The organism is Acidovorax cavernicola, from assembly GCF_003581445.1.
Genome location: NZ_QXMN01000041.1, coordinates 1 through 17,396, shown reverse-complemented (window position 1 = coordinate 17,396; position 17,396 = coordinate 1). Strand labels below are relative to the sequence as shown.

15 protein-coding genes are annotated in these 17,396 nt (G+C 67.5%); 9 read left to right on the top strand and 6 right to left on the bottom strand.

Translation table 11 applies throughout. The annotated features are described in order from the left end of the window. The first annotated feature begins 11 nt into the window (after positions 1 to 11). Entirely contained in the window at positions 12 to 728 is a 717-nt protein-coding gene (locus tag D3H34_RS24745) for an MgtC/SapB family protein (RefSeq protein WP_119556893.1), read from the top strand. 117 nt (positions 729 to 845) lie between these two features. Here the strand turns inward: D3H34_RS24745 and D3H34_RS24740 are convergent, their stop codons facing one another. From D3H34_RS24740 to xdhC, 4 genes are all read right to left on the bottom strand, one after another. Next, positions 846 to 2,288, bottom strand: a complete 1,443-nt coding sequence (locus D3H34_RS24740) for an NAD-dependent succinate-semialdehyde dehydrogenase (protein WP_119556892.1) — start codon at positions 2,286 to 2,288, stop codon at positions 846 to 848. Between the two features lie 176 nt (positions 2,289 to 2,464). Next, positions 2,465 to 3,808, bottom strand: coding sequence for a glycerate kinase type-2 family protein (locus D3H34_RS24735; protein WP_119556891.1), 1,344 nt, complete (start codon positions 3,806 to 3,808; stop codon positions 2,465 to 2,467). A gap of 77 nt (positions 3,809 to 3,885) precedes the next feature. Next, positions 3,886 to 5,097 (bottom strand): urate hydroxylase PuuD, encoded by a 1,212-nt coding sequence (locus tag D3H34_RS24730; protein ID WP_119556890.1) that lies wholly within the window; start codon positions 5,095 to 5,097, stop codon positions 3,886 to 3,888. A 216-nt stretch (positions 5,098 to 5,313) separates the two neighbouring features. Then, on the bottom strand, positions 5,314 to 6,120 hold the full coding sequence (gene xdhC / locus D3H34_RS24725; protein ID WP_119556889.1) for a xanthine dehydrogenase accessory protein XdhC: 807 nt from the start codon (positions 6,118 to 6,120) through the stop codon (positions 5,314 to 5,316). 53 nt (positions 6,121 to 6,173) lie between these two features. Here xdhC and D3H34_RS24720 point away from each other — a divergent pair, with 53 nt between their 5' ends. Next, positions 6,174 to 6,677 (top strand): hypothetical protein, encoded by a 504-nt coding sequence (locus tag D3H34_RS24720; protein ID WP_119556888.1) that lies wholly within the window; start codon positions 6,174 to 6,176, stop codon positions 6,675 to 6,677. A 119-nt stretch (positions 6,678 to 6,796) separates the two neighbouring features. Here D3H34_RS24720 and uraH read toward each other — a convergent pair whose 3' ends face one another. Next, positions 6,797 to 7,147, bottom strand: a complete 351-nt coding sequence (uraH, locus tag D3H34_RS24715; RefSeq protein ID WP_119556887.1) for a hydroxyisourate hydrolase — start codon at positions 7,145 to 7,147, stop codon at positions 6,797 to 6,799. 107 nt (positions 7,148 to 7,254) lie between these two features. Here uraH and D3H34_RS24710 point away from each other — a divergent pair, with 107 nt between their 5' ends. The 5 genes from D3H34_RS24710 (at position 7,255) to D3H34_RS24690 (ending at position 13,935) form a co-directional block, all read left to right on the top strand. Beyond that, a complete protein-coding gene (locus D3H34_RS24710) occupies positions 7,255 to 7,929 on the top strand; it encodes a GntR family transcriptional regulator (protein WP_119556886.1) in 675 nt (224 codons plus the stop codon). Between the two features lie 129 nt (positions 7,930 to 8,058). Beyond that, a complete protein-coding gene (gene puuE / locus D3H34_RS24705; RefSeq protein ID WP_119556885.1) occupies positions 8,059 to 9,021 on the top strand; it encodes an allantoinase PuuE in 963 nt (320 codons plus the stop codon). Further along, positions 9,018 to 10,805 carry a 2-oxo-4-hydroxy-4-carboxy-5-ureidoimidazoline decarboxylase gene (uraD, locus tag D3H34_RS24700; protein ID WP_119556884.1) on the top strand — a complete coding sequence of 596 codons (1,788 nt, stop codon included), beginning with the start codon at positions 9,018 to 9,020 and terminating at the stop codon, positions 10,803 to 10,805. The genes puuE and uraD overlap by 4 nt, the downstream gene beginning before the upstream one ends. Before the next feature lie 20 nt (positions 10,806 to 10,825). Then, positions 10,826 to 12,052, top strand: coding sequence for a M20 family metallopeptidase (locus D3H34_RS24695; RefSeq protein WP_119556883.1), 1,227 nt, complete (start codon positions 10,826 to 10,828; stop codon positions 12,050 to 12,052). Between the two features lie 185 nt (positions 12,053 to 12,237). Beyond that, positions 12,238 to 13,935 (top strand): CehA/McbA family metallohydrolase domain-containing protein, encoded by a 1,698-nt coding sequence (locus D3H34_RS24690; protein WP_119556882.1) that lies wholly within the window; start codon positions 12,238 to 12,240, stop codon positions 13,933 to 13,935. Positions 13,936 to 13,980: 45 nt separating this feature from the next. Here the strand turns inward: D3H34_RS24690 and D3H34_RS24685 are convergent, their stop codons facing one another. Continuing rightward, positions 13,981 to 14,739 carry a TerC family protein gene (locus D3H34_RS24685; RefSeq protein ID WP_119556881.1) on the bottom strand — a complete coding sequence of 253 codons (759 nt, stop codon included), beginning with the start codon at positions 14,737 to 14,739 and terminating at the stop codon, positions 13,981 to 13,983. Between the two features lie 344 nt (positions 14,740 to 15,083). Here D3H34_RS24685 and D3H34_RS24680 point away from each other — a divergent pair, with 344 nt between their 5' ends. Further along, entirely contained in the window at positions 15,084 to 16,577 is a 1,494-nt protein-coding gene (locus D3H34_RS24680) for an NCS1 family nucleobase:cation symporter-1 (RefSeq protein WP_119556880.1), read from the top strand. Positions 16,578 to 16,603: 26 nt separating this feature from the next. After that, complete coding sequence (locus D3H34_RS24675; protein ID WP_119556879.1) at positions 16,604 to 17,341, top strand: aspartate/glutamate racemase family protein; 738 nt, start codon at positions 16,604 to 16,606, stop codon at positions 17,339 to 17,341. Positions 17,342 to 17,396 lie beyond the last annotated feature (55 nt).

The following is a 17,396-nucleotide window of genomic DNA, read 5'->3' as shown; positions in this document are numbered from 1 at the left end:
AGGACCTGCGCATGCAAGCGCTTCACAACATCAACCTGCCTTCGCTGCTCGACACACTCGTCAGCGTGGGCGCGGCCTTCCTGCTCGGCTCGCTGATCGGCTTCGAGCGCCAGGTGCGCCAGCGCACCGCGGGCCTGCGCACCAACACGCTGGTGGCCGTCGGCGCGGCCGTGTTCGTCGACATGGCCGCCCGTCTGGGCGGCCCCGACGGCGCGGTGCGCGTGGTCGCCTATGTGGTCTCGGGCATCGGCTTTCTGGGCGCGGGCGCGATCATGAAGGAAGGCGCCAACATCACGGGTCTGAACACGGCGGCCACGCTGTGGGGGTCGGCTGCGGTGGGCGCCTGCGCGGGCGCCGACCTGCTGGGCGAGGCGCTGATCGCGGCCCTCTTCGTGCTCGCGAGCAACACGCTGCTGCGGCCCGTGGTGAACCGCATCAACCGCCGCCCGGTGCACGAGGAATCGAGCGAGGCGACCTACACGGTGCGCGTGATCTGCTCGCGCGCCGCGCGGCCCGAGGTGATGGACCAGCTGCTGGTGCAGCTGGAGGCCGCGAACTACCCCGTGCGCGACATCGACCAGCACGCCTTCGGCCCTGCCGACACCGAAATTGCGGCGACGCTCTACGCCACCGCGGTCGAGCCCGAGGAGCTCGACCAGGTGATGGCGGAGCTGGAAGCCTTGGAAGGCGTCCAGCAGGCGTTCTGGAACGCCAGCGCTGAGGACTGACCTCCGGCCCCTTCGAGGAACACCGCGGAACCGGCTTTGCCGGGCCGCAGGTGTTGCCCCCGGCGAGGGGGTTGGCGAAGCGACACGAAGTGCGCGGAGACTGGGGGAGAACCCAGTTCAGACGCCGAGGATCGAAACAGCCTTGGTGTTCAGATAGGCCTCGATCGCCTCCGGACCACCTTCCGAACCGTAGCCCGAATCCTTCACGCCGCCGAATGGCATTTCCGGCGAGGGCGTGGCGGGCTGGTTGATCCACAGCATGCCCAGCTCGAGCTTCTGGCTCAGCAGGTGCGCGCTCTTGATCGACTTGGTGAAGGCGTAACCAGCCAGGCCGAACGGCAGGCGGTTGGCTTCAGTGATGGCTTCTTCGAGCGTGTCGAAACCGCGGATCGCCGCGATCGGGCCGAAGGGTTCGTTGTTGAACACGTCGGCGTCCAGCGGCACGTCGGTGATCACGGTGGGCGCGAAGAAGTTGCCGGTGTCGCCGACGCGTTCGCCGCCGGTCGCCACGGTGGCGCCCTTCTTGCGCGCGTCTTCCAGCACATGGGCCATGGCCGTGAGGCGGCGGGCGTTGGCCAGCGGGCCGAGGTTGGTGCCTTCGACCAGGCCGTCGCCGAGCTTCAGGCCTTCGGCGTGCTTGACCAGCAGGCTCGCGAACTCGTTGCGCAGGCTGTTGTGCACCAGGAAGCGGGTCGGCGAGATGCAGACCTGGCCCGCGTTGCGGAACTTGGCGGCACCGGCGGCCTTGACGGCCAGCGCCACGTCGGCGTCTTCCGCCACGATCACCGGGGCGTGGCCGCCCAGTTCCATCGTGACGCGCTTCATGTGCGAGCCGGCCAGCGCGGCCAGCTGCTTGCCGACCGGCGTGGAGCCGGTGAAGGTGACCTTGCGGATGATCGGGTGCGCGATCAGGTAGCTCGAGATCTCGCCCGGGTTGCCGAACACCAGGCCCACGACGCCGCCCGGAATGCCGGCATCGACGAACGCCTTCAGCAGTTCGGCCGGCGAGGCCGGGGTTTCTTCAGGCGCCTTCACCAGGAAGGAACAGCCGGTGGCCAGTGCGGCGCCGAGCTTGCGCACGATCTGGTTGACGGGGAAGTTCCACGGCGTGAAGGCCGCGACCGGGCCGACCGGCTCCTTGATGACCAGCTGCTGCGCGGCCAGGTTGCGCGAGGGCACGATGCGGCCGTACACGCGGCGGCCTTCGTCGGCGAACCATTCGATGATGTCGGCGGCGGCCATCATTTCGACCTTGGCCTCGCCCAGCGGCTTGCCCTGCTCCTGCGTCAGCAGCTTGGCGATGTCCAGGGCGCGTTCGCGGATCAGGCCGGCGGCGCGACGCATCACGGCGGCGCGCTCGTTGGCGGGCGTGTCGCGCCAGGCCTCGAAGCCGCGCTGGGCAGCGGCCAGGGCGCGGTCGAGGTCGACGATGCTGGCGTGCGCCACCTTGCCGATGGCCTTGCCGGTGGCGGGGTTCAGCACGTCGAGCGTCTTGCCGTCGGCGGCGTCGACCCATTGGCCGTCGATCAGCAGGCGGGTGTCGGTGTAGGTGGCGGTCATGGCGAACTCTTTCCTTCGAGGACTGGATGATGAAAACGGGAAATCGGGCGCGCGGCGCGGCACCCCCATGGAAATGCGGGGGTGCGCATGCGACAACGGCGGCCAGGAGCCGCCGGAGCCGTAGATTAACCTGAGTTCACAATCGCTGCCGGAGCCCGCCGAGGGCTCGGCCGCCCCTACAGCACGAGGATCGCGCGGAAGTCGTTGACGTTGGTGTTCGTCGGACCGGTCACGAACAGGTCGCCGATGGCGTCGAAGTAGCCGTAGGCGTCGTTGCGGTCGAGGTGGTCGGAGAGCTTCTTGCCCTGCGCCGTGGCGCGCGCGAGCGTGTCGGGCGTGACGAAGGCGCCGGCGTTGTCTTCCACGCCGTCGATGCCGTCGGTGTCGGCGGCCAGCGCCCACACCTGCGGCTGGCCCAGGAGCGCGCCAGCCAGTCCCAGACAGAACTCGCCGGCCCGTCCGCCGCGGCCCTTGGCCTGGCCGGGCTGGCGCGGGCGGATGGTGACCGTGGTTTCGCCGCCCGACAGGATGACGCAGGGCCGGGCGAAGGGCTCGCCCCGATGGGCCACGGCACGGGCGAGCGCCGCATGCACCTTGCCGACCTCGCGCGATTCGCCTTCCATCTCGTCGCTCAGCACGTGCACGCCGATGCCGGCGGCGCGCGCTGCCGCGGCAGCGGCTTCGAGCGACTGCTGCGGCGTGGCGATCAGGTGCGTGCTGTGGCCGGCGAACACGGCGTCGTCCGGCTTGGGGGTTTCGAGCGCGCCGCTTTCGAGCTGCGCGCGCACGGGCGCGGGCACCTCGATGCCGTAGCGGTGGAGGATGGCCAGCGCGTCGGTGCAGGTGGTGGCGTCGGGCACCGTGGGGCCGCTGGCGATCACTGCCGGGTCGTCGCCGGGCACGTCGCTGATGGTGAGCGTCACCACGCGCGCCGGCGCACAGGCCGCCGCGAGGCGCCCGCCCTTGATGCGCGACAGGTGCTTGCGCACGCAGTTCATCTCGCCGATGTGGGCGCCGCTTTCGAGCAGCTGCTTGTTGATGCGTTGCTTGTCGGCCAACGTGAGGCCGTCGGCCGGCAACACCAGCAGCGAAGAGCCGCCGCCCGAAATGAGGCACAGCACGAGGTCGTCTGCCGTGAGGCCCTGCGTGAGCGCGAGGATGCGCTCGGCCGCCTGCTGGCCGGCCGCGTCGGGCACGGGATGCGCGGCCTCGACGAGTTCGATGCGCTGCGGCACGCCCTCGGGGCGCGGCGGGATGTGGTCGTAGCGCGTGACGACGAGGCCCGACAGCGGCGCATCGGCCGGCCACAGCGCTTCGAGCGCCTGCACCATCGACCCGCCGGCCTTGCCGGCGCCCAGCACCACGGTGCGGCCCTTGGGCGGCTTCGGCAGATGGGCGCCGAGCGTGGACAGCGGCAGCGCGCGGTCCACCGCCACGCGGTACAGGTGTTCGAGGAAGGCGCGCGGGGCTTCGCGCGGATCGGGAGTGGCGGATGCGGAGGGCGGGGTCGATGCGGTCATGGCTTGCGTGTTGTCTCCATTCGGCGATTGTCTTGCGAACGCCAGCCCGCCGGTCCGCCCTCGCGGACCGCGGCTCGCTAGTTCGTCTTGGCGCCGGCCTGGAACCACCGGCTGATGAGCGCGCGCTCTTCGTCGGTGATGTTGGTGGCGTTGTTCATCGGCATGATCTTGGTCACCACGACCTGCTGGTAGATCGCCTGGGCGTGCGCCGTCACCTGGTCAGGCGTGTCGACGCGCACGTTCTTCATCTGCACGGCCGCGCCGTGGCACATGAAGCAGCGCTGCTCCAGCACCTTCTGCACGTCCTGGTAGGCGACGGCGGGCACGGCCTTGGCGGCGCTGGCCGCGACCGGGGCTGCCGGCTCGGGCTTCATCCACATGATCGTGAGGCCCAGCACCACGATGCCGACCATCGCGTAGGGCAGCGGGTTGCCTGCGTTGCCCAGCTTGAAGCGGTGGCGCACCACGAAGAACTGACGAATGGCCGCGCCGCCGAGCATGATCAGCAGCAGCACGATCCAGTTGTACTTGTGCGTGTAGGTGAAGCTGTAGTGGTTGCTCAGCATCGCGAACAGCACCGGCAGCGTGAAGTAGGTGTTGTGCACGCTGCGCTGCTTGCCGCGCTGGCCGTGCACCGGATCGACCGGCTTGCCCTCGCGCAGCGCCTTCACGTTCTTGCGCTGGCCGGGGATGATCCAGAAGAACACGTTGCCGCTCATGGTGGTGGCCATCATGGCGCCCACCAGCAGGAAGGCCGCGCGGCCCGCGAACCACTGGCAGGCCAGCCAGGTCGCGAAGGCGATGAAGACCGCGATCAGCACGCCGACGATGGTGTCGCCGTTCTTGCGGCGCCCGAAGATCTGGCAGATGCCGTCGTAGACCATCCAGAACACGACGAAGAAGGCCAGCGCGACGGCAATGGCTGCGCCGGGCTGCCAGTCCATCTTGGACTTGTCGATGAGGTACGTGCTCGCGTTCCACAGGTACGACATGGTGAACAGCGCGAAGCCCGTGAGCCACGTCGAGTAGCTCTCCCAGTACGACCAGTGCAGATGGTCAGGCAGCTTCTTGGGCGCCAGCGCGTACTTCTGGGAGTTGTAGAAGCCGCCGCCGTGCACGGCCCACTGCTCGCCGCCCACGCCCTTGTCGAGCGATTCCTGGTCCTGCGGCTTCTCGAGGCTGTTGTCCAGCATCACGAAGTAGAAGGAGGCGCCGATCCAGGCGATGGCGGTGATGACGTGGACCCAGCGCAGCAGCAGGTTGGCCCAGTCGAGGTAATAGCTTTCCATATAGCGCTCTCTCAACCCAATTGGCGCGTGGGGGCGCCAAGGAGGGGTTTTTGCCTGCTCACCACCGCGGGCGCTGTAAGCAGAGAAAGTGCCGCGAACGCAGGCCCGTTGAATGGGACCTCGCTCCGCTGCGGCTTGTTGTCGACCGAAAGTGTATACAGTTTTGACACGAGGCGGGATGCTTTTTGCGGCATCGCCGCCAAGGGAAAACCCTGCTCAGCCCAGCGACTGCAACAACTGTGCCGCCACGGCCACCGCGATCACCTCGGGCTCCTTGCCCGTGATGCCGGGCACGCCGATCGGGCAGGTGACGCGCGCCAGCTCGTCGGCCGTGAAGCCGCGCGCCTCCAGCCGGTGGCGGAAGGTGGCCCACTTGGTCTTGCTGCCGATGAGGCCGATGTAGGGCAGGTCGTCGCGCGCGCGCAAGCGCTTCAGACAGGCGATGACGATGTCGAGGTCTTCGGCGTGGCTGAAGCTCATGATCAGCACGCGGCTGCCGGGCGCGAGCGCGGCCACGGCGTCCTGCACGGGCTCGGAGTGTTCGGTGTCGATCTGCGCGGGCAGCGCGTCGGGGAAGACGCCGTCGCGGCTGTCGATCCAGCGCACCGAGAACGGCAGCACGGCCAGCAGGCGCGCCAGCGCGGCGCCCACGTGGCCGCCGCCGAACAGCGCCACGGGTTCGAGCTGCGCGACCAGCTCTTTCTGCAGCGCGGGCGCGTCGGCCGCGCCGATGCGCCGGTAGGTCAGGAACATCACGCCGCCGCAGCATTGCCCGAGGCTCGGGCCGAGCGGGTAGCGCTGTACGCCGTCGAGGGTGCGCGTGCCGGCCAGGATCTCGCGCGCTTCCTGCGTGGCCTGGAATTCGAGCTGGCCGCCACCGATGGTGGCCGTGAGCCCGTCGGCCCAGACGGCCATCCAGGTGCCGGCCTCGCGCGGGGCGGAACCCTGCGTCGATTCGACGCGCACCAGCACCGCGTCTTCCGTGCGAAGACGTGCCAGCAATTGATCGACCGCGCCGTTCATGGCCGAAACCTTCGGTTGCCTGCGCCCTGGAGACTCACGGTATAACCCCGGCGATGATGACGAACCGCCAGCTTACGCCGCGCCGCCTCGCCTGGGCCGCCACTGTTCTTTCCGCCCTGTGGCTTGCCGGCTGCGGCTCGACGGGCTCGGTGCCCGGCCAGTTGAGCGGCGCCAGCAACGCACAGGGCAGCGGACCCGCGCCGCGCGCCTCGAGCGCCGCAACGGCGCGCGACTACCGCCGCGACGCAGCCCGCCACATCTACAACGCCAACGCCTCGCGCATCTACAAGGGCCAGCTGCCGCCGATCCTGTATGCGGTCGGCACCCTGCAGGTGAACCTCGACACCGGCGGCAAGGTCGTCTCGATGCACTGGCTGCGCGCGCCCAAGCACGCGCCCGAAGTCATCGCCGAGATCGAGCGTGCCGTGCTGCAGGCCGCGCCCTTCCCGCCCGCGCAGCGCCTGGGCGCGGTCACGTGGACCGACACCTGGCTGTGGGACAAGAGCGGGCGCTTCCAGCTCGACACTCTGACCGAAGGCCAACAGCAGGGGGACTGAAGACACACCCGGAGGCATTTGCGCGGGGGCCGCCGCGCACGGCCGCCCGAAGCGGCCGGCCCGCCCCCGGTAGGGGGAAGGCGAAGCGACACGAAGTGCGCGAAGCCTGGGGGCGAGCATCAAGACCCGCGATACGTGGAGTAGCTCCACGGACTGACCAGCAGCGGCACGTGGTAGTGCTGGTCGGTGTGCGCCACGCCGAAGTCCAGCGCGACCTTGTTCAGGAAGTTCGGCTCGGGCAGCGTCACGTTGCGGGCCTTGAAGTAGCCGGCCACGTCGAACACCAGCCGGTAGGTGCCGACCTTCAGCGAGTTGTTGTCGTACAGCGGACCGTCGCTGCGGCCGTCCGAATTCAGCGTGAAGCGCTTCACCAGCGTCGCGGCGTCGCCGTCGGTGGTGTACAGCGCCACCTCCATGCCGGCCGCGGGGCCGCCGTGCATCGTGTCCAGTACGTGAGTGCTCAAGCCCATGGGGCGCTCCTTCAAAAATGGTGCCGGATCAGAGAGATCGGGGAGACCAGGGGTGCGGGAAATTCCGGTGGACAAAAGTGTATACAGTTACCGGCTTTGGGTCTATCATGAAAAACATGGAGTCCTCCACCACCCGTTCGATCGTCGATGCCCTCACGAAGGCCATCGTCGAGCACCGCCTTCAGCCCGGCACCAAGCTCGCCGAGCAGAAGCTGGCCGATCACTTCGGCGTGTCGCGCACGCTGGTGCGCCAGGCGCTGTTCCAGCTCTCGCAGAACAAGCTGATCCGCCTCGAGCCGGCGCGCGGCGCCTTCGTGGCAGCGCCCGCCGTCGACGAGGCCAAGCAGGTGTTCGCGGTGCGCCGCATGCTCGAAGCCGAGATGGCGCGCGCCTTCGTGCGCAGCGTCACGCCCGCCAAGATCAAGGCGCTCAAGGAGCACGTGGCACTCGAGAAATCGGCCGTGGGCGGAGAAGACATTTCCGGCCGCACCGAGCTGCTGGGCGACTTCCACGTGCGCATGGCCGAGCTCATGGGCAACCAGGTGCTGGCGCAGATCCTGGGCGAGCTGATCTCGCGCTGCGCCCTCATCACGCTCATGTACCAGAGCACCAGCGCCGCCGAGCACTCCAACGACGAGCACGCCGACATCGTGAAGGCGCTGGCCGCCCGCGACGAGGAACTCGCCGTGCGCCTCATGACCGAGCACCTGGAGCACGTCGAGGCCAACCTCACCTTCGACCGCAAGGTCCCGACCAACGACATTTCGCTTGCGCTCTCATGACCACCCCCGTTGCTTGCTCACTTCGTGTAGCCGCCTCCCCCCTCAAGGGGGCAACACCAGTGGCCCGGCAAAGCCGGTTCCACGGTGTTTCGCGAATGAGTCACGACCACTGCCACGATCGTTCTTGATATGACCGTCTACGACACCACCCTGCCCTACCCGCGCGACCTCGTCGGCTACGGCCGCAACCCGCCCCATGCCCGCTGGCCCGGCGGCGCGCGCGTGGCCGTTCAGTTCGTCCTCAACTACGAAGAAGGCGGCGAGAACGCCACGCTGCACGGCGATGCGGGCTCGGAGCAGTTCCTTTCCGAGATGTTCAACCCGGCGAGCTTCCCCGACCGGCACATCAGCATGGAAGGCATCTACGAATACGGCTCGCGCGCCGGCGTGTGGCGCATCCTGCGCGAGTTCGAAAAGCGCGGCCTGCCGCTCACGGTGTTCGGCGTGGGCATGGCGCTGGAGCGCTACCCCGAACTCACGGCCGCCTTCAAGGAACTCGGCCACGAAATCGCCTGCCACGGCTGGCGCTGGATTCACTACCAGAACCTCGACGAAGCCACCGAGCGCGAGCACATGCGCCTGGGCATGGAAGCGATCGAGAAGCTCACCGGCGAGCGCGCGCTCGGCTGGTACACCGGCCGCGACAGCCCGCGCACGCGCCGCCTCGTGGCCGACTACGGCGGCTTCGAGTACGACAGCGACTACTACGGCGACGACCTGCCCTTCTGGATGAAGGTGCAGAAGACCGACGGCACCGTGGTGCCACAGCTCATCGTGCCCTACACGCTCGACTGCAACGACATGCGCTTCGCGCTGCCGCAGGGCTACTCGCACGCCGACCCGTTCTTCCAGTACATGAAGGACACCTTCGACGCGCTGTACGCCGAGGGCGACCCGGCCGGCGACGACAGCCCCAAGATGATGAGCATCGGCATGCATTGCCGGCTGCTGGGCCGCCCCGGCCGCATCACCGCGCTGCAGCGCTTCCTCGATCACATCGCCACGCACGACAAGGTCTGGGTCTGCCGCCGCGTCGACATCGCACGCCACTGGAAGCAGGCGCATCCCTTCGAAGCCGGAACCGCATCATGAGCACCCCTGTCCTCACCCTCGCCCAACTCAACGCCGCCGCGCCGGCCGCCGCTGTCGCCATGCTCGACGGCGTGTACGAACACTCGCCCTGGATCGCGCAACGCGCGCTGGCGCAGCGCCCCTTCCGCTCGCTCGCACACCTGAAGCACGCGCTGGTGCAGGCGCTGGCCGCGTCGTCGGCCGACGAGCAGATCGGCCTGATCCGCGCCCACCCGGAACTCGCGGGCAAGGCCATGGTCAGCAAGACGCTGACGGCCGAGTCGACCAACGAGCAGAGCAAGGCCGGCCTGACCGACTGCACGCCCGAAGAGTTCGCGCAGATCCAGAAGCTCAACGCCGACTACAACGCGAAGTTCGGCTTCCCGTTCATCCTGGCGGTGCGCGGCCCGCGCGGCCTCGGCCTGCCCAAGCGCGAGATCATCGAGACCTTCGCGCGCCGGCTGCACAACCACCCGAGCTTCGAGCTTGGCGAAGCGCTGCGCAACATCCACCGCATCGCCGAGATCCGCCTGAACGACAAGTTCGGCGCCGATATCACGCTCGGCAACGACGTGTGGGACTGGCAGGAGCAGCTGTCGGTGCACACCGACCCCGGCTATGCCGAGAAGGGCCAGCTCACCGTCACCTACCTGACCGACGCGCACCGCGCCTGCGCCGCGCAGATCTCCGGCTGGATGCGCGACTGCGGCTTCGACTCGGTGCACATCGACGCGGTCGGCAACGTGGTCGGCCGCTACGAAGGTGCCACGCCCGATGCCAAGACCCTGCTCACCGGCTCGCACTACGACACCGTGCGCAACGGCGGCAAGTACGACGGCCGCCTGGGCATCTTCGTGCCCATGGCCTGCGTGCGCGAACTCAAGCGCCAGAACCGCCGCCTGCCCTTCGCCTTCGAGGTCGTGGGCTTCGCGGAAGAAGAAGGCCAGCGCTACAAGGCCACCTTCCTGGGCTCGGGCGCACTCATCGGTCACTTCGACCAGCGCTGGCTCGAGCAGAAGGACGCCGACGGCATCACGATGCGCGAGGCGATGCAGCACGCGGGCCTGAAGGAAGAAGACATCCCGAAGATCCAGCGCGACCCGGCGCGCTACCTCGGCTTCGTCGAGGTGCACATCGAACAGGGTCCGGTGCTCACCGAACTCGACCTGCCGCTGGGCATCGTCACCTCCATCAACGGCAGCGTGCGCTACGTGGGCGAAGTCATCGGCATGGCCAGCCACGCCGGCACCACGCCCATGGACCGCCGCCGCGATGCCGCCGCCGCCGTGGCCGAACTCATTCTTTTCACCGAGCAACGCGCCGCGAAAGACGGCGACTCGGTCGGCACCGTCGGCATGCTCGAAGTGCCCAGCGGCTCGATCAACGTCGTGCCCGGCCGCTGCAAGTTCAGCCTCGACCTGCGCGCGCCCAACAACGCGCAGCGCGATGCGCTCGCGAACGACGTGGTCGCCGCGCTGAAGGACATCTGCGAACGCCGCGGTGTGCGCTACGAACTCGAAGAGACGATGCGCGCCGCCGCCGCGCCCAGCGCACCGGCGTGGCAGCAGCGCTGGGAACAGGCGGTGGATGCGCAGGGCATTCCGCTGTTCCGCATGCCCAGCGGTGCCGGCCACGACGCGATGAAGCTGCACGAAGTGATGCCGCAGGCCATGCTCTTCGTGCGCGGCATCAACTCGGGCATCAGCCACAACCCGCTCGAATCGAGCACCAACGACGACATCCAGCTCGCCGTGCAAGCGTTCCAGCTCTTGCTGGACAACCTCGCCGCCGAACAAGCCCACTGACCGACCACAGAAGAACAACCATGACCGACTACGCCAAACTCGACGCCTGGATCGACGCCCACTTCGACGAGGAAGTGAAGTTCCTGCAGCAACTGGTGCAGGTGCCCACCGACACGCCGCCCGGCAACAACGCGCCCCACGCCGAGCGCACCGCCGAACTGCTGAAGGACTTCGGCCTCGACGCCGAGAAGCACGCCGTGCCCGCGCAGGAAGTGAAGGACTACGGCCTCGAATCGATCACCAACCTGATCGTGCGCCGCCAGTACGGCAGCGGCGGGCGCACGGTCGCGCTCAATGCCCACGGCGACGTGGTGCCGCCCGGCGAAGGCTGGACGCACGACCCCTACGGCGGCGAGATCGTCGACGGCAGCCTCTACGGCCGCGCCGCCGCCGTCAGCAAGAGCGACTTCGCCAGCTTCACCTTCGCGCTGCGCGCGCTCGAGGCCGTGGCCAAGCCCACCAAGGGCAGCATCGAGCTGCACTTCACCTACGACGAAGAGTTCGGCGGCATCCTCGGCCCGGGCTGGCTGCTCGAGAAGGGGCTGACCAAGCCCGACCTGATGATCGCAGCCGGCTTCAGCTATGAAGTGGTCACCGCGCACAACGGCTGCCTGCAGATGGAAGTGACCGTGCACGGCAAGATGGCCCACGCCGCCGTGCCCGCCACCGGCATCGACGCGCTGCAGGGCGCGACCAAGATCCTCAACGCGCTGTACGCGCAGAACACGCTCTACCAGCAAGTCACGTCGAAGGTCGAGGGCATCACGCACCCCTACCTGAACGTGGGCCGCATCGAGGGCGGCACCAACACCAACGTCGTGCCCGGCAAGGTCGTGTTCAAGCTCGACCGCCGCATGATCCCCGAAGAGAACCCGGTCGAAGTCGAAGCCAACATCCGCCAGGTGATCGCAGATGCCGCCGCCGAGAGCGCGGGCATCACGGTCGAGATCAAGCGCATGCTGCTGGCCAACTCGATGAAGCCGCTGGCCGGCAACAAGCCGCTGGTCGATGCGATCCAGAAGCACGGCGGCGAGCTGTTCGGCGAGCCCGTCAAGGCCATGGGCACGCCGCTGTACACCGACGTGCGCCTGTACGTCGAAGCCGGCATTCCGGGCGTGATCTACGGCGCCGGCCCGCGCACCGTGCTGGAGTCGCACGCCAAGCGCAGCGACGAGCGCGTGGTGCTCGAAGACCTGCGCCGCGCGACCAAGGTGGTGGCGCGCACGCTGAGCGACCTGCTCGCCTGATCACCTTGAAACGCGACTGAAAGCACGCCCCTTCGGGTGCGAACTTTCATCGCAGTTTCATCGGAGCGTCACGACAGGATTTCAGACTCCGGGGTTCTCCGGCGGATGTGCTTTCACGCAGTCCGCCTCGTTGAAATCCCGAAGCGACGGCCAGCCTTGCGCTGGCCGTTGCTGTTTGTGCCGTCATGAAAACCCTGCCTCCCGCTCCCCGCTTTCGCTCGCCCCTTCTCTCGTCCCTCGCGCTCGGCGCGGCTCTGCTGACCGCCTGCGGCGGCGGCTCCGGTGGCAGCGCACCGTTCGCCGGCCTGCCCATCGTGCCGCCGGCGCCCGCCCCGGCACCCGCACCTGCCACACCGCCGCCACCGGCCGCGCCCGCCGGTCGATGGACCGTGGGCGACCTGCATGTCCACACCATCCAGTCGGAGGACACGCAGCAGATTTCCACGCTCGACCAGGTGCTCGCCAAGGCCTTCGACACTTTCGGCCTCGACTGGGTCGCGCTTTCGGACCATCTGCGCATGTCTTCCTATGACAACGACGGCCGCAAGCTCGCCCCGGCGATTCCGTTCTCGCAAGGCATGGCCCTCTACCAGGTGCCGCGCATCAAGGCACTGCAGGCCGGCGGCAAGTACGCCGACAAGACGATCTTCGCGTCTTTCGAGTGGGACATGGCCACGCACGACCACGGCAACGTCGGCATCCTGACCGACAGCCCGATGTCCGACGCGGCGCTCAAGGCGGTGAGCCAGTTCGAGTACCTCTTCACCAACCGCGACCCCGCGCTGTTCCCGTCCGCCGACGTCGCGGCCTGGAATGCCAAGGACGCGCGCGCCTTCACGACGCACGAAGACGTGCTCAAGGCCATCGCCTGGCTCAAGAAGAACTACCCCGACTCCAGCTACCTGCAGATCAACCACCCCTCGCGCAGCCCCGGCAAATACACGGCCGCCCAGTTGCGCGAGATGAACGACGCCGCGCCCGACATCGTGTTCTCGCTCGAAGGCATGGTCGGCAACCAGATGGAGCCCGACCGCGGCGGCTACGAAAGCGCCTACACGCCGGCCAACCTGCCCTCGCGCACCTACGGAGGCGTCGACTACCTTGTCGCCAGACTCGGCGGCACCTGGGACGCGCTGCTGTCCGAAGGCCGCCGCATCTGGAACGTGGCCGATTCCGACTACCACTTCACGACCTCGAAGGGCCTGTACAGCAGCGGCTACGCGCCCGGCGAGTACGCGAAGAACCACCTGTGGGGCGACATCAAGGACCCGAAATCGCTGCTCACCGCCATGCGCTCGGGCAAACTCTTCGCGGTCAACGGCGACCTCATCAACGCGCTCGACTTCAAGGTGCAAAGCGCCAAGGGCGCGGGCGAGATGGGCGCAGAGGTGAGCGCCAAGCCGGGCGAAGACCTGAAGATCACCATCCGCTTCAAGAGCCCCGAACACAACAACTTCGAGTACCAGCTCGGCAGCGGCGTGTATGCCAACGTGAAGCCCGTGGTCGACCACATCGACCTCATCGCAGGCGACGTGACCGGCCGCGAACTCCCGGGCACTCCCGGCTACGCACGCGACACCAACCCGACGACCCGCGTGGTGAAGCGCTTCACCCGCGCCGACTGGACCCTCGACGCCGAAGGCTACTTCGCGGTGAGCTACACGGTGAAGGCTGGCAACAACCAGTACTTCCGCCTGCGGGGCACCAACCTGGGGACCGACGTGCCGAACGAAACCAGCGGCGGCGAGCCGCTGTTCGATGCGCGCACGCCCACGCCCTCTGGCGACGACCCGGTCACGCGCTTCAATGCGATCAATGCGCGCAACTACAACGACCTGTGGTTCTATTCGAACCCGGTGTTCGTGAAGGTGGCGGCGCAGTAGGCCGCCCTCCCCCGCCGCCTGGGCGGGTCTGGATCTGCCCGCCCGTCAGTTGCCCGGCTCGCCCGGCATGCGGGGCGGATTCAGTGCCACGCGCCGGGCCGCCTTGCTGCGCATGCGGATGTTGAGCATTTCCACGGTCAGCGAGAACGCCATCGCGAAGTACACGTAGCCCTTGGGCACGTGGTGGCCGAAGCCTTCGGCGACCAGCACCACGCCCACGACCACCAGGAAAGACAGCGCCAGCATCTTGATGGCGGGGTGCCTGGAAACGAAGCGGCCGATCGGTCCGGCGAACAGCATCATGAGCAGCACCGAGACGATCACCGCCGCGATCATGATGCGCACATCGTCCACCATGCCGACCGCGGTGATGATCGAGTCGAGCGAGAACACCAGGTCGATGATCAGGATCTGCAGGATCACCGAAGCGAAGGTCGCCTTGCCCGTGCTCTGGTGGTGCCCCTCTTCGCCTTCCAGCGACTGATGCACCTCGCTCGTGCTCTTCCAGATCAGGAACAGCCCGCCCAGGATCAGGATCAGGTCCCGGCCCGAGATTTCCTGGTTGAACACCGAGAAGAGCGGCGCCACGAGGCCGACGATCCACGCCAGCACCAGCAGCAGGCCGATGCGCATGAACATGGCCATGAACAGGCCGATGCGCCGCGCAAATTCCCGCTGGGCCAGCGGCAGTTTGTCGACCAGGATCGAGATGAAGATGATGTTGTCGATCCCGAGGACCAGCTCCAACGCGGTCAGGGTGGCGAAGGCAATCCACACCTGGGGATCGGACAGAAGCTCGAGCATGAAGACCTCCCGATTGCGGCAAGACGCGGCCTGCGACCTCCGCAGGCGCTGGCATCTTACGGGCTGAAGGCGCTCATGCGCCGCATGCCCAGGCCTCGACATCCCGCACATCACCACCGCGCCTTTCACAGGTGTGCATCCGTGTGAACTTCATCTGGCAAGGCGTCCAGCACCGCCCAGCGCTATGGCTCCGCCCGCCCCCGCATCAGGGAATCTACGGATATATGACTTCTTGAATGGCCTTGATTGGGTTCAATTTTTGTATACAAATAACGCACCCATAAAGACGGCGCGAAATTTGCGTCAAAAAGTCCCTCATCCCAACCATGCACGAGGAAAAGACCATGAGCACAGTCGCCAGCCATGCCCCCGCCGGGGCCAGCGAAGCCGGCATCGCGCCGCACGCGGAATCGAACGCCCTCATCAAGCCCGGCTACGACCCGCGCCTGACCAACGAGGACCTCGCCCCGCTCAAGAAGCAGACCTGGGGGCAATACAACATCTTTGCCTTCTGGATGTCCGACGTGCACAGCGTGGGCGGCTACATCACGGCCGGCAGCCTGTTCGCGCTGGGCCTGTCGAGCTGGCAGGTGCTGGTGTCGCTGCTGGTGGGCATCGTGATCGTGCAGTTCTTCTGCAACCTGGTGGCCAAGCCCAGCCAGGTGACGGGCGTGCCCTATCCCGTGGTGTGCCGCGCCTCCTTCGGCGTGCTGGGCGCGAACATCCCGGCCATCATCCGCGGGCTGATCGCGGTGGCCTGGTACGGCGTGCAGACCTACCTGGCGTCGGCCGCCTTCATGGTACTGGCGCTGCACATGGCCCCCGGCTTGGCGCCGTACGCCGATGTCGCGCAGTACGGCTTCGTCGGCCTCTCCGCCCTCGGCTGGGTCGCCTTCATGGTCATGTGGGTGCTGCAGGCCTTCGTGTTCTGGCACGGCATGGAAGCCATCCGCAAGTTCATCGACTGGGCCGGCCCTGCCGTGTACGTGGTGATGGCCGTGCTGTGCGGCTGGCTGGTGTGGAAGGCCGGCTGGCAGAACATCGACCTGAACCTGGGCGGCATCAAGTTCCAGGGCTGGGACGCGCTGCCCGTGATGCTCTCGGCCATCGCGCTGGTGGTGAGCTACTTCAGCGGCCCGATGCTCAACTTCGGCGACTTCTCGCGCTACGGCAAGAGCTTCGACGCGGTGAAGAAGGGCAACTTCTGGGGCCTGCCGGTCAACTTCGTGTTCTTCTCGCTGCTGACGGTGATCGCCACGGCGGCCACGCTGCCCGTTTTTGGTGAACTGATCACCGACCCGGTGCACACCGTGGGCAAGATCGACAGCACCACCGCCGTCGTGCTGGGCGCGCTGACCTTCATGATCGCCACCATCGGCATCAACATCGTGGCCAACTTCGTCTCGCCGGCCTTCGACTTCTCGAACGTGGCGCCGCAGCACATCAGCTGGCGCACGGGCGGCATGATCGCCGCGGTGGGCTCGGTGTTCCTCACGCCCTGGAACCTTTACAACAGCCCAGAGGTCATCCACTACACGCTGGACGTGCTGGGTTCGTTCATCGGGCCGCTGTTCGGCATCCTGATTGCCGACTACTACATCGTGCGCAAGCAGCGCATCGACGTCGACGCGCTCTACACGATGAGCACCAAGGGCGAATACTGGTACAGCAAGGGCTACAACCCGAAGGCGATCCAGGCCATGGTGCCCTCGGCCATCGTGCCCATCCTGTGCGTGATGGTGCCGACGCTGCGCGGCGCCGCCAACTATGCGTGGTTCATCGGCATGGGTCTGGGCTTCATCCTGTACGTGCTGCTGAACCGCAACAGCAAGACTTGAAACACTGAAAGAGAAGGGACCGCGCCGTGCGCATCAAGATCATCAACCCCAACACCACCTGGAGCATGACCGAGAAGATCGGTGCCTGCGCCCGCGCGGTGGCGCACGCCGGCACCGAGATCGTGGCCGTGAGCCCGGCCATGGGGCCGGCCTCCATCGAGAGCCACTACGACGAGGCCCTGGCCGTGCCGGGGTTGCTGCAGGAGATCGCGGCGGGCGAGCGCGACGGCATCGACGGCTACGTGATTGCCTGTTTCGGCGACCCAGGCCTCAAGGCCGCGCGCGAACTGGCACGCGGCCCCGTGGTGGGCATCGCCGAAGCGGCGATGCACCTGGCCAGCATGATCGGCAGCCGCTTCAGCGTGGTGACCACGCTGGGCCGCACCATGGGCCAAGCCTGGCACCTGGCCGAAATCTACGGCATGGAACGCTTCTGCGCCAACGTGCGCGCCTGCGAGCTGCCGGTGCTCGAGCTGGAGGAGCCCGGCTCCAACGCCCGCGAGCGCATCGTCGAGGAATGCCGGCGCGCGCTGGAAGAAGACGGCGCCGACTGCATCGTGCTCGGCTGCGCCGGCATGACCGACCTGTGCGAGCACATCGAGCAGGTGCTGGGCGTGCCGGTGATCGACGGCGTGGCCGCGGGCACCAAGCTCATCGAATCGCTGGTGACGCTGAAACTGCGCACCAGCAAGCACGGAGAACTCGCAAAGCCTTTGCCCAAGCCGATGATCGGCGCCCTCGAAGGCTTCACCCTCACGCGCTGAGCCACAATCGGCGCATGCCCCGCGCCAGTTCCAGATCCACAGCTCCCGCCCCCTC

Excerpts from the sequence above, each read along its gene's own strand:
- D3H34_RS24685 (WP_119556881.1), bottom strand. The coding sequence starts at position 14,739 with ATGCTCGAGCTTCTGTCCGATCCCCAGGTGTGGATTGCCTTCGCCACC.
- D3H34_RS24690 (WP_119556882.1), top strand. The coding sequence starts at position 12,238 with ATGAAAACCCTGCCTCCCGCTCCCCGCTTTCGCTCGCCCCTTCTCTCG.
- D3H34_RS24730 (WP_119556890.1), bottom strand. The coding sequence starts at position 5,097 with ATGGAAAGCTATTACCTCGACTGGGCCAACCTGCTGCTGCGCTGGGTC.
- xdhC (WP_119556889.1), bottom strand. The coding sequence starts at position 6,120 with ATGAACGGCGCGGTCGATCAATTGCTGGCACGTCTTCGCACGGAAGAC.
- D3H34_RS24695 (WP_119556883.1), top strand. The coding sequence starts at position 10,826 with ATGACCGACTACGCCAAACTCGACGCCTGGATCGACGCCCACTTCGAC.
- D3H34_RS24680 (WP_119556880.1), top strand. The coding sequence starts at position 15,084 with ATGAGCACAGTCGCCAGCCATGCCCCCGCCGGGGCCAGCGAAGCCGGC.
- D3H34_RS24740 (WP_119556892.1), bottom strand. The coding sequence starts at position 2,288 with ATGACCGCCACCTACACCGACACCCGCCTGCTGATCGACGGCCAATGG.
- uraH (WP_119556887.1), bottom strand. The coding sequence starts at position 7,147 with ATGGGCTTGAGCACTCACGTACTGGACACGATGCACGGCGGCCCCGCG.
- puuE (WP_119556885.1), top strand. The coding sequence starts at position 8,059 with ATGACCGTCTACGACACCACCCTGCCCTACCCGCGCGACCTCGTCGGC.
- D3H34_RS24720 (WP_119556888.1), top strand. The coding sequence starts at position 6,174 with ATGATGACGAACCGCCAGCTTACGCCGCGCCGCCTCGCCTGGGCCGCC.
- D3H34_RS24745 (WP_119556893.1), top strand. The coding sequence starts at position 12 with ATGCAAGCGCTTCACAACATCAACCTGCCTTCGCTGCTCGACACACTC.
- D3H34_RS24710 (WP_119556886.1), top strand. The coding sequence starts at position 7,255 with ATGAAAAACATGGAGTCCTCCACCACCCGTTCGATCGTCGATGCCCTC.
- uraD (WP_119556884.1), top strand. The coding sequence starts at position 9,018 with ATGAGCACCCCTGTCCTCACCCTCGCCCAACTCAACGCCGCCGCGCCG.
- D3H34_RS24735 (WP_119556891.1), bottom strand. The coding sequence starts at position 3,808 with ATGACCGCATCGACCCCGCCCTCCGCATCCGCCACTCCCGATCCGCGC.